Raw genomic sequence first — 12127 nt, forward strand, 5'->3', positions numbered from 1 at the left:
ACCCCGGCTTCGAGACCGCCGGCAGCGACGACATGCCGTACTGCTGGGAGAAGTCGGGCTGGGGCGACAACGACTTCACCTTCTCGACCGTCGCCGACGCCCACTCCGGCGGCAAGGCCATGAAGGTCTCGCTGACCCGGCGCGCCGACGGCGACCGCAAGGCGCTGATCACGGAGTCCGCCAGCTGCGCGCCGACGGTCACCGCGGGCAAGCAGTACGACCTCGGGCTCTGGTACAAGACGACGACTCCCGACGCCGCCGTCACACTCTTCCGGCACGACACGACGGCCGGCTGGCAGTACTGGACCGACCTCAAGACCCTGGACATGGCGGGCAGTTACACCCGGGCGAGCGTCCGGACCCCTGCCGTTCCGGCGGGCACGGACCGCATCACCTGGGGTGTCTCGGTGTACGGCACGGGCTCCGCGACCACCGACGACTACACGATGGAGCAGGTCTCCGACCCGATCCCGCCGGCCAGTTGCACCGGCACGGCCGACGAGTGCGCCAACGGCAAGTGGACGGTTCTGCCCACGCAGAACCCGGTCCGCTCCATGCACTCGGTCGTCCTCAACAACGGCAAGGTCCTGCTGATCGCCGGGTCCGGCAACAGCGAGGAGAACTTCAACGCGGGCACGTTCACCAGCGCGGTCTACGACCCGGCGAACGGCACGTACAAGACGATCCCCACGCCCAAGGACATGTTCTGCTCCGGTCACGTCCAGCTCGCCGACGGTCGGGTGCTGGTGATGAGCGGCAACAAGGCGTTCCCGGTCGCGGGCGGGCACGGGTACGAGGGGTACAAGGACTCGTACATCTTCGACCCGGTCACCGAGACGTACAGCAAGACCAACGACCTGAACGACGGCCACTGGTATCCGTCCGCCACCGAGCTGGGCAACGGTGACATCATCTCGTTCGGCGGGCTGCGCGAGGACTCCACCGGTTCGGTGACCGCCGAGCGCTGGTCGGCCTCGGAGCAGCAGTGGCTCCCGCTGTGGAAGGTCAACCAGACCTGGTCGTACTGGGGTCTGTACCCGTCGATGATCCTGATGCAGGACGGCCGGCTCTTCTACTCGGGCAGCCATGTCTTCGGCAACGGCACCCCGGGCACCGGTTCGGCGATCTACGACTACGACGCCAACACCACGACGGCGATCCCAGGACTCCAGAACAAGGACGAACGCGACCAGTCCGCCAGCGTGCTGCTGCCCCCGGCCCAGGACCAGAAGGTCCTGACGATCGGCGGCGGCAACATCGACTCCAACCCGGACGCCAACCGGCTGACCGACATCATCGACCTCAAGGCCGCGAACCCCGCGTACACCGTCGGCCCGCAGATCCCGCAGGGCACGGTGGACCTGGGCAACGGCCAGGTGGCCGAGACCGGCAACCAGGGCAAGATGTACGTCTCCGCCGTACTGCTGCCCGACGGCAAGGTCCTGGAGACGGGCGGCGCTCTGCACAACCGCGCCAACCCCGTCCACGAGGCGTCGATCTTCGACCCGGCGTCCTCGACGTTCGACCCGGTGACCGCCGACCCGGAGGCCCGCGGCTACCACTCCTCCGCGTTCCTGCTGCCCGACGGCCGGGTGATGGCGACCGGCGACAACCCGGGCAACGGCACCTGGAACCACAACGTGTCCATCTACACCCCGCCCTACCTGCTCAAGGGCACCCGCCCGACGATCACTTCGGTGATCGACAACGAGTGGGTGTACGGGGACACGCAGCGGATCACGGTCGACCGGCCCATCGTGAAGGCGGAGCTGATCCGGCCCGCCGCGGTGACACACTCCTCCGACCCGAACCAGCGGTACGTCGATCTGCCGCTGTCCGTCGACGGCAACAACGTCGACCTGAACGTGACGAGCAACCCCAACCTGGCACCGCCCGGCTGGTACATGCTCTTCGCGGTCGATGCCAACGGTGTGCCGTCGGTGGCCAAGTGGGTGCACCTCCAGGGCCCGTCCGCGCTGGCCACGGACACCGCGTCGGCGCATGTCCACTCCTTCGCCGACTCCCTGGAGGGCACGGTCACGAAGGCGGGCAAGAAGCGCGCCGGGCAGAAGGTGAGCACCACGATCTCCGGCTGCGACCGCCACTACGGGACGGTCAACGTCTGCGTGCCGACCGTCTTCCCGGACGGCGTGAAGAAGACGACGGCCTCCCGCTGCACCTGGCTGAAGAAGAACGACTACGGGCGCCTGAAGGTCAACGGCAAGGACGATCCCCTGGGCCTCAACCCCAGCAAGGACGGACTGGCCTGCGGGGCGAAGGATCTGGTGAAGCGTCAGTAACCGTCAAGGGGCTGCTGACTGGTGCTGGTACGGCCTGTACCTGAGTCAGCTCCCGAACTCGGCTAGGGCGTGCTCCACGATGGCCTCAAGGCGGTCGTGGTGCGCGCCCTTCCAGTACGCGCGCCCGCAGTCCCCGCACTGGGCGAACACGTCGTACGACCGCTGTGTGCCGCCCTCCAACTGGCCCGCGACCTGCTCCTTCGTGGCCTCCCCGAGCAGGCCGTTGCACGCCGTGCAGCGCGTCCAGGGCTTCAGTTCGGGCGCGAACCGGCCCAGTACGTCGCGGAGTTGGTCGTCGGGCCGGGTGCTGTAGACGAACGCGCCCGCCCACAGCTCGCGGCGGCGCAGCAGTCCGCGGTCGCGGCTGAGCATGACGCGCCGCTCGGCCGCCGAGCGGGCGGAGAGGGCCGGGTCGCCGATGTCCGTCGACTCGTACGCCGTGTCGACGCCCAGCAGCCGCAGCCGGCGGGCGAGGGTGCCGAGGTGGACGTCGAGGAGGAAGCGGAGCGGGGCGCCGGGTACCTGCTGAGGGCGCTCGACCGCGCGCACCTCCACCGACTCGCCGGCCGCCGGGATGTGCGAGAACGGCACCTGGCGGCCGTCCACGAACAGGGCGCCGGCCTCCGTCAGCGGGACGCCCAGCGACTCGACGACATGGCCGAGGGTCGAGACGCCGTCGGTGACGAGGGCGGTGGCGCCCCGGCGGCGGTCGTTCGGGACGAACACCGTCAGCTCGGGGGCGAAGTCGACTTGGATCTCGGGTCCGTTCACACCGTTCACCGGGTCAGGATGCCACGGGGCAGGGCCCCTGCCTCAGGGCTTTTCGGTGGGGAGGCCGTGTTCCAGGACGTCCATGGTGCGGTCGATGAGGGTCAGGAAGTCGTCCTGGTGGCCGTTCTCGGCCCAGTACAAGGAGGTCTCCATCAGGCCGCCGATGAAGGACATCGCGTAGACCCGCACCTCCAGGCTCTCCGGGTCCCGGCCGGTGCGCTCGCCGATGGCCTGGCAGAGCATGCTGCCGGTGACCGACATGCTCTCCATCATCCGCGAGCGCACCGCCGGGACCTCGGCCAGCAGCTGGGTCCGCAGCCGGGCCACCTCGACGTCCTCCTCGATGCCGACCTGGGCGGCCTTCCGCATCACATACCGGATGGTGTCCGGCCAGGGCTCGTCGGCGGGCCGGGCCCGCACCTCCTCCATGATGAGCGGGTCGTACTCGTCCGTGAGGACGATGTCCTCCTTGGTCGGGAAGTAGCGGAAGACGGTCGACGGCGACACCTCGGCGCGCTCGGCGATCTGCTCGATCGTCGTCGCGTCGTACCCCTGCTCCATGACCAGTGCGTAGGTCGCGGTGCGGATCGCCTCGCGGGTCTTGATCTTCTTCCGCTCGCGGAGTCCCAGCTGGGGGCGGTCGGCGGGGGCGGAGGTTCGTGCGGCCGTCATGACGCTCATTCTCCGGCATCCGCCGGAACAGTGGCCATGGCCGGGTCCTCGTCCTCCTTCGTGACATGCGTGAGTGGAGTGTTGGGGAGGAACGCGGCGGCCAGCAGGGCGGTGACGAGGGCCGCGATGCCGCACACCAGCAGGACCAGGCTCATGCCGTGGACGTACGCGCTGTTCGCGGAGGCCACGAGATCGGCCGAGCCCGCCTTCTGGGCGACGATGTGCGCCGCGACCACGGACTCCCCGGCGGTGTCGGCCGCCTTCGCGGGCAGACCGGTGACGTCGAGGCGGTCGCGGAAGGTGCTCGCCAGCAGGCTGCCGAGGAGGGCGATGCCGACCGCGCTGCCGACCTGGCGCGTCGTCATGAGGAGCCCGGAGCCGCTGCCCGCCCGGTCGCGGGGCAGGGCGCCGAGGGCGCCGTCCATCGCGGGGACGACCGAGAAACCGAAGCCGAAGCCGGTGATCGACAGCCACAGCGCGGTGAAGCCGTAGCCCGAGTCGACCGTCGTACGGCTGCCGAGCAGCGCGGCGAAGGCCAGCACCACCAGTCCCGCGCTGACCACCGCACGGGAACCGAACCGGGCGACGACCGGCTGGGCGGCCCTGGCCGCGACGATCAGACCGCCCATCATGGGCAGCAGCCTGACGCCGGTGCCGAGGGCGTCGTTGCCGAGCACCGCCTGGAGGTACGGCGGCAGCACGAACAGCAGGCCGGACAGGACGAACATCACCAGGGTCGCCGCGAGTGTGTTGAACAGGAACCCGCGGTGGCTGAGCAGTGTCATGTCGAGCATGGGGCGTTCCACGCGCCGCTCGCGCAGCACCAGGGCGGCGATCAGGACCACGGCCGCGCCGAGCATGCCCACGATCAGCGGGTCGCCCCAGCCGCGGCCGGGTGCCTCGATGATCGCGTAGATGAGGGCGCCGAGCCCGGCCGCGGTGAGCGCGGTGGAGAGGATGTCGACCTTGGGGGAGGCGGGGTCGCGGGTCTCGGGCAGCAGGAAGACGCAGGCGGCGATGCCGATCGCGGCCATCGGGACGTTGACCAGGAAGACCGAGCCCCACCAGAAGTGGTTGAGCAGCCAGCCGCCGATGATCGGGCCGAGCGGCAGACCGAGCGACGAGGCGGCGGAGATGATGCCGACGGCCTTGGTGCGCTCGTCGGGTCCGAAGAGCGAGGGCAGCACGGACAGGGCGAGCGGCATGACCAGCGCGGCGCCGAGGCCCATCACCGTGCGGGCCGCGATGACCCAGTTCACGTCGCCGGCCAGGGAGCCCATCACGGAACCGGCGAGGAAGACGCCGAGTCCGACGACCAGCATCCGCCGCCGCCCGAACCGGTCGCCGAGCAGTCCCGCCGGGAGCATGAGGGCCGCGAAGACGATCACATACGCGTCCGCCATCCACTGCTGCTGGCCGGTGGTGGCGCCGAGCTGGCCCGCCATCGTCGGCAGGGCCACGTTGAGGATCGTCGTGTCGAATCCGAGCGTGAGCATGCTCGCGACCAGGGCCCCGAGGGCCCACCAGCGGCGGGGGTCGCGCCGTACGGCATCGTCCTGAGTGACAGTAACCATGAAATGAGAGTAGCTCTCAAAAGATGGTGCCTGTCAATGGGGAGACACTTTCAAGACATGGCAAAGGGCCGCGGCTCGTAAGCCGCGACCCTGGAAAGAAGCTGGTGGGAGGGGGTTACCCGTGCTGGTAGGCCACCAGCGAGATCCCGACGTAGTGCACGACGAACGCCGCGAGGGTGAGGGAGTGGAAGACCTCGTGGAAGCCGAACCAGCTCGGTGACGGGTTGGGGCGCTTGATCCCGTAGATCACACCGCCCGCGCTGTAGAGCAGACCGCCGACGATCACCAGGACGAGGACGGCGATGCCGCCCGTGCGCATGAAGTCCGGGAGGAAGAAGACGGCCGCCCAGCCCATCGCGATGTAGCAGGGGGTGTAGAGCCAGCGCGGGGCGCCGACCCAGAACACCCGGAAGGCGATGCCGGCGGCCGCCGCGGCCCAGATGCTCCACAGGAGCCACTGTCCCTTGGCGCCCGGGAGCAGCAGCATCGTCAGCGGGGTGTAGGTGCCCGCGATGATCAGGAAGATGTTCGCGTGGTCGAGTCTGCGCAGTACGCCGTCCATGCGCGGGCTCCAGTTGCCGCGGTGGTAGAGCGCGCTCACCCCGAACAGCAGGCAGGCCGTCAGGGCGAAGATCCCGCACGCGATGCGGCCGCGGGTCGAGGGCGTGAGCGCGGTGAGCACCAGGCCGGAGATGAGCGCGGCCGGGAACATGCCGAGATGCAGCCAGCCGCGGAGCTTGGGCTTGACCGGATGCGGCTGGGAGAGCGCGTCGGGACCGTGGCCGGCGGCCGGCGAGTCCGTGGGCGCGTCGGGGACGGGCGCAGTCATAGGCGGAATCCTACCTACGGAACCGTAAGTTACGTGTCAGTACGGCGCACTGAACAGCCAAGAGTGGCCATGCTCTCACGAGTGTCGCGCAAGGCGGCGCTCACGCAAAGAATCCTTCAGCTGAACCCAACGTGGACGCAAAGAATCACGGATACACGTGGTGATGCTCACTCCGCTCAGCTGTGAAGCCCTCTGGACATATGGGCGGACCCGTCGGATGATCATATGAGTGCGGTTGGCACCGGATGAGCGCCAGAGATCAACCTTCGTGAAGCATCCGGGTCACGGCCCCCACGGGGCACAACAATAAAACCCTTCATTTAGGAGCAATCGTGGCGCGCGACATCGCGGCTCCCACTACGGTCCCCACCCAGCACAAGGAACTGATCTCGTGGGTCAACGAGATCGTCGAACTGACCCAGCCAGACAGCGTGGTCTGGTGTGATGGATCCGAGGCCGAATACGAGCGACTGAGCGAGGAGCTCGTCCTCAAGGGCACCTTCAAGAAGCTCGATCCGATCAAGCGCCCCAACTCGTACTACGCCGCTTCCGACCCGACCGATGTCGCGCGGGTCGAGGACCGGACGTTCATCTGCTCCGAGAAGGAAGAGGACGCGGGCCCGACCAACCACTGGAAGGCCCCCGCCGAGATGCGGGAGATCTTCGCCGGTGAGCAGGGTGTCTTCCGCGGCTCGATGAAGGGCCGGACGATGTACGTCGTCCCGTTCTGCATGGGCCCCCTCGGCTCGGACCTCTCCGCGATAGGCGTCGAGATCACCGACTCCGCCTACGTCGCCGTGTCCATGCGCACCATGACCCGCATGGGACAGCCCGTCCTCGACGAGCTCGGCACCGACGGCTTCTTCGTGCGTGCCGTGCACACGCTCGGAGCGCCGCTGGCCGAGGGCGAGGCGGATGTGCCGTGGCCGTGCAACTCCACGAAGTACATCTCGCACTTCCCCGAGTCCCGCGAGATCTGGTCCTACGGCTCGGGCTACGGCGGCAACGCGCTGCTCGGCAAGAAGTGCTACGCCCTGCGCATCGCCTCCGTCATGGCGCGCGACGAGGGCTGGCTCGCCGAGCACATGCTGATCCTCAAGCTCACGCCGCCGCAGGGTCAGTCGAAGTACGTCGCCGCCGCCTTCCCGAGCGCCTGCGGCAAGACGAACCTCGCCATGCTGGAGCCCACCATCTCCGGCTGGACCGTCGAGACGATCGGTGACGACATCGCGTGGATGCGGTTCGGCGAGGACGACCAGCTGTACGCGATCAACCCCGAGGCCGGTTTCTTCGGCGTCGCGCCCGGCACCGGTGAGCACACCAACGCCAACGCGATGAAGACGCTGTGGGGCAACTCCGTCTTCACCAACGTCGCGCTGACCGACGACAACGACATCTGGTGGGAGGGCATGACGGAGGAGACTCCGGCCCACCTGACCGACTGGAAGGGCAACGACTGGACGCCGGAGTCCGGTACGCCCGCCGCGCACCCCAACGCCCGCTTCACCGTCCCCGCCTCGCAGTGCCCGATCATCGCGCCCGAGTGGGAGGACCCCAAGGGCGTGCCGATCTCGGCGATCCTCTTCGGCGGCCGTCGTGCCACCGCGGTCCCGCTGGTGACCGAGTCCTTCGACTGGAACCACGGTGTCTTCCTCGGGGCGAACGTCGCCTCCGAGAAGACCGCCGCCGCCGAGGGCAAGGTCGGCGAGCTGCGCCGCGACCCGTTCGCCATGCTGCCGTTCTGCGGCTACAACATGGGCGACTACATGGGTCACTGGATCGACGTTGCCAAGGACAAGGACCAGGCGAAGCTCCCGAAGATCTACTACGTGAACTGGTTCCGCAAGAACGACGCGGGCAAGTTCGTGTGGCCGGGCTTCGGTGAGAACAGCCGCGTCCTGAAGTGGATCGTGGACCGTCTGGACGGCCGTGCCGAGGGCGTCGAGACCCCGATCGGCATCCTGCCGGCCAAGGGTGCCCTCGACACCAAGGGTCTCGAACTGTCCGAGTCCGACCTGGACTTCCTCCTCACGGTCGACAAGGACGTGTGGCGGGAGGAGGCCGCGCTGGTGCCCGAGCACCTCAACACCTTCGGCGATCACACGCCGACGGAGCTGTGGGACGAGTACCGCGCGCTGGTGCAGCGCCTGGGCTAGGCCCGACCAAACTCCGCGGCCGGTCAGACTTGCCCTGACCTGCGACGTCATCACGACCGGCCGCGGTGACGTGGGCGCCGGGAGGTTTCTCGCCCCCGCCGCCCCTACCCGTCCCATCCCTGGGGGCTGCGCCCCCAGACCCCCCTAAAAGATTGCGCAGTTCCCCGCGCCCCTAAAAGGGGCGCGGGGAACTGCGCAATCTTTTGGACCAGCCCCCACCCACCCGCAGCCATCACACAACCGAACGGGGTCGAAGGGGCAGAGCCCCTGGGGATGGGACGGGTAGGGGCGGCGGGGGCGACAAAAGGGGCGCCGCTGGAAAGATCGCGCCGCTACGACGAACGGTCGGTCGCGTTCCGGGCCTTGGCCGCCGCCGCGCCCAGCCTTGAGGTGCAGGTGCCGACCTGCCCCGGGAGCGCGAGGCCCTGCTGGCCTGGTCGGCCGAGTCCACGCAGCAGTTGCTGAGCGCACTGCGGGAGTCCGGCCCGGATCGCGGCTGCTGGACGTGGTGGGGCGGGTCGCAGTCGCCGCAGACCAGCGGTGCCGTCGCCCGGCACCAGGTCCAGGAGGCCGCGGTGCACACCTATGACGCCCAGACCGCCCTGGGTTCCCCGCAGCCGCTGCCGGACGAGGCGGCACTCGACGGTGTCGACGAATTCCTGTCCACCTGCTGCGCGGGGCCGTACACCTGGCCGTACGAGCCCTGTGCCGTCGACTACCACGCCACCGAGGGCCGAGCCTGGCGCCTCTCGCTCTCCGCCGACGGCGTACGGGCCACCACGATGCCCGCCACCGCTGCCGTCGAGGACCCGGACGGGGCCGACGCCTGCCTCCGGGGCACGGCAAGTGAGCTGGTTCTGGCCTTGTACGGCCGCATCCCGGTGGACTCCCTGAAGCTCGACGGCGACCGACGTCACTTCGACCTGCTCATAGCCTGGGACCCGGATGCGTAGGACCTGACGGTCAACTGGTCGCTCGCGCAGTTCCCCGCGCCCCTTCAGGGGTGCGGGCGAACGTAATCCCGCTCCTCATTTCCGCCATCACCTCTGCCGCGCACGGCATTTCGCGGGACACTCGGGACATCCTGCAACGAACCCCCGAAACGAGGTGAGCGGGGTGCGGACACCCGTCAGTGACCCCATGAAGATCGGCCCGTACCGCATCGTGGGGCGGCTGGGCTCCGGTGGCATGGGATGGGTGTATCTCGGCCGTTCGCCGGCCGGACGCGAGGTCGCGGTGAAGGTGGTGCGACCCGAGCTCGCGGCGGAGGGCGAGTTCAGAGAGCGCTTCGCGCGCGAGGTCGCCGCAGCGCGGGTGGTCAGCGGCGCGTACACCGCGGCCGTGATCGACGCCGACACCGAGGCCGACCTGCCCTGGCTGGCCACCATGTACGTGCCCGGACCGTCGCTCGCCGAAGCCGTCCGCACCGACGGCCCGCTCCCCGAGCCGCAGGTACGAAGGCTCGGCGCGGGCCTGGTCGAGGCGCTCCAGGCCATCCACGCGGCCCGCGTGGTGCACCGGGACCTGAAACCGGCGAACGTGCTCCTCGCCTCCGACGGACCCCGCGTCATCGACTTCGGGATCTCCCGCGTCGACGGCGCCCCCGGACTCACCCAGGCCGGCATCGTGGTCGGCACCCCGCCGTTCATGTCCCCCGAGCAGATCAAGGGAGCACAGGCGGGCCCGCCGAGCGACGTCTTCTCCCTCGGCGGAGTCCTGGTGTACGCCCTCACGGGCCGCGCGCCGCACGGCAGCGGGGAGGCCGTGCGCTACCGGGTCGTCCTCGCCGCGCCCGAACTCGACGGCGTACCCGAGGCAATGCGGGACCTGATCGCCCACTGTCTGGCCAAGCGTCCGGAGGACCGGCCCCAACTGGCCGAGCTGCTCGCCGAGTTGCTGGAGCAGACCCCCAAGTCGGCGTCCTGGCCGCCGCCCACCGTGGCCCACAGCATCAAGGTGCGCACCCATGAGCTGGCGAACCGCCGCAAGCAGGGCGTCAGCGAGTCCGTGCCCTCCTGTCTGCTGCTGCACGCCCAGGCGCTGCTGGACGCCGGGCTGACCGATGCGATGGTCGCCGAGGCGGTGGGCCGTGGCGACGCCTGAGTCCGTTCCCAGCCGGGGCTCCCTCGGCGGGCGGGGCCACGAGATCCTCGAAGTAGGAACGCACTGGCGGCAGTTGGTGCAGAACTGGGTCGGCCGGCGGAATTACCACACCGTGACCGACACCGTTTCCGTGTCCATGCAATTCGATCTCGAGGAAACGGGACGGATGGTCACGGTGAGATTCATGACCACCAAACGGCTTCTTGTCGCCTTTGCGACCGACGGCCATTATCTGCGCCAGGATCAACTGGCCGTCGCCGCAGCGGCGTCGAACGCATGGAATACCGAACAACTGAATCCCATGCTGTCCGTATGGGACGTACGAGGACCACGACCTTGTCTCGCCGGGGTCTGCGATCTCCCGCTGACCTGCCGTATGACACAAGCGGATTTCGATGCTTTGGCCAGTGATTGGGTGGAACGGGCGCGACAGATGTTCATCCGCTGCCATCAGGTTTTCAAGTTGTAGAAGTGAAACCCGTCGTGTGCCCCGAACCCCTTCCGGGCGCACGCCGGTTGCCCCCACTATGGGCGAGTGCCTTTCAAGGCCACGGGGGTGTGCCTTTAGGCCACGGGGGGTTGCCCATGCGACGTTCGCTGTGTCTCACGGTGCTTTTCGGAATGGCGGTCGCGATAGCTTCCGCGGGGGCGGTGGCGGCGGCCGACGACTTGTGCGGCAACACCTTCAAGGAGCGGCTCCAATGCTGGTCCAAGTCGATCGACAAGGGTGCCGTTCATGTCACGCTCGACGGCCAGGTGCAGTTCGACAGCGATGCGCGGGACCGTCAGAACCGCAGGGACGTCGAGCGCACCGTCTGGAACAAGCGCGACAACCTCGTCGTCGAGGTGCCGGCGGGCGCGAGTACCGGTGAGGGCGGGACGGTGCTGCTCCTGCTGGCGAAGACCGGCTGGGTGGCCGAGAACGCACAGATCGCCAAGCTGCCGCCCGAGGCCGTGAAGGATCTGCAGAGCGTCAACGCCTGCCCCAGGACCCCGAAGAATCCCAAGGACCTGTGCACCCGGCTCGCCACCGGCCCGCTGCCGGGCAGTGAGCTCATCGCCGCGAACCCGGGCAGCTACCGGCCCCTCCACGCGTACTCCATCGCCGCCGAAGGCAGCAACGGCAATGGCAACGGCAACGGCAACGGCAATGGCAATGGCAATGGCAATGGCAACGGCAACACCCACTCCTCGCCCCCGGCGTCCACCAAGCCCCCCTCCTCCCCGCCACCCGGCGACACCTCTTCCGGCAAGGGCCTCGACCGCGCCACCCAGATCCTCGCCGGCCTGTGCGTCGTGCTCGTCCTCCTGCTCGCCGCCCTCCTGTTCCTGATCCGCCGTTCCTCCCGCGCGGTGGGCACTCTGTCCCGCCGCGCGCTCGCCGCGCCGGGCGTCGGCGCCGTGCCCGTCACCACTGCGCGCGCCCATGCGCCCGACGAGACGACCACCCGCCTCAGGGTGACGCCGACACCCCGGTACGGGCGGCGGGTCGGCAACGTACCGGGGCCGGCGCGCTCCGCCGTCGTACGCACCGAACTGCACCCGCAGGGCTATGTCGAGCTGGACCGCGTGCTGTACCGGGCGGTGTGGGCGGAGCCCGGGCGGCCGCCACCGGCTCCCGGCGGACTCGTCGACGTCACCGACGCGCGCGAGCGGGACTCCGACGTCCTGTACGCGTTCCCGCCGACCACCGGACGGCACGCCAAAGGCACCCGGCCCTAG

The 12127-nt window shown here is 69.1% G+C and carries 9 protein-coding genes and 1 pseudogene; 6 read left to right on the forward strand and 4 right to left on the reverse strand.

Translation table 11 applies throughout. The features are described from left to right. Positions 1-32 precede the first annotated feature (32 nt). On the forward strand, positions 33-2300 hold the full coding sequence (locus OG975_RS30425; RefSeq protein WP_406336537.1) for a galactose oxidase-like domain-containing protein: 2268 nt from the start codon (positions 33-35) through the stop codon (positions 2298-2300). 45 nt (positions 2301-2345) lie between these two features. Here OG975_RS30425 and OG975_RS30430 read toward each other — a convergent pair whose 3' ends face one another. The 4 genes from OG975_RS30430 to trhA all read right to left on the reverse strand — a co-directional run bounded on the left by OG975_RS30430 (position 2346) and on the right by trhA (position 6146). Continuing rightward, entirely contained in the window at positions 2346-3071 is a 726-nt protein-coding gene (locus OG975_RS30430) for a Mut7-C RNAse domain-containing protein (protein WP_406336538.1), read from the reverse strand. A gap of 42 nt (positions 3072-3113) precedes the next feature. Then, positions 3114-3752, reverse strand: a complete 639-nt coding sequence (locus OG975_RS30435) for a TetR/AcrR family transcriptional regulator (protein ID WP_406332560.1) — start codon at positions 3750-3752, stop codon at positions 3114-3116. Further along, positions 3749-5317: an MFS transporter gene (locus OG975_RS30440; protein WP_406332561.1), complete on the reverse strand. Its 1569-nt coding sequence runs from the start codon at positions 5315-5317 to the stop codon at positions 3749-3751. Before OG975_RS30440 ends, OG975_RS30435 begins: the two co-directional genes overlap by 4 nt. Before the next feature lie 115 nt (positions 5318-5432). Then, a complete protein-coding gene (trhA, locus tag OG975_RS30445) occupies positions 5433-6146 on the reverse strand; it encodes a PAQR family membrane homeostasis protein TrhA (RefSeq protein ID WP_406332562.1) in 714 nt (237 codons plus the stop codon). A gap of 332 nt (positions 6147-6478) precedes the next feature. Here trhA and OG975_RS30450 point away from each other — a divergent pair, with 332 nt between their 5' ends. From OG975_RS30450 to OG975_RS30470, 5 genes and pseudogenes are all read left to right on the forward strand, one after another. Beyond that, positions 6479-8302: a phosphoenolpyruvate carboxykinase (GTP) gene (locus OG975_RS30450; RefSeq protein WP_406332563.1), complete on the forward strand. Its 1824-nt coding sequence runs from the start codon at positions 6479-6481 to the stop codon at positions 8300-8302. Between the two features lie 273 nt (positions 8303-8575). After that, positions 8576-9255, forward strand: a pseudogene (locus tag OG975_RS30455) (maleylpyruvate isomerase family mycothiol-dependent enzyme). A 163-nt stretch (positions 9256-9418) separates the two neighbouring features. Further along, a complete protein-coding gene (locus OG975_RS30460) occupies positions 9419-10405 on the forward strand; it encodes a serine/threonine-protein kinase (RefSeq protein WP_406332564.1) in 987 nt (328 codons plus the stop codon). Next, complete coding sequence (locus OG975_RS30465; protein ID WP_327431305.1) at positions 10392-10874, forward strand: hypothetical protein; 483 nt, start codon at positions 10392-10394, stop codon at positions 10872-10874. Before OG975_RS30460 ends, OG975_RS30465 begins: the two co-directional genes overlap by 14 nt. Before the next feature lie 116 nt (positions 10875-10990). Then, positions 10991-12127 carry a hypothetical protein gene (locus tag OG975_RS30470; RefSeq protein WP_406332565.1) on the forward strand — a complete coding sequence of 379 codons (1137 nt, stop codon included), beginning with the start codon at positions 10991-10993 and terminating at the stop codon, positions 12125-12127.

Source organism: Streptomyces sp. NBC_00203, from assembly GCF_045206325.1.
Classification (GTDB): Bacteria; Actinomycetota; Actinomycetes; order Streptomycetales; family Streptomycetaceae; genus Streptomyces; species Streptomyces lutosisoli.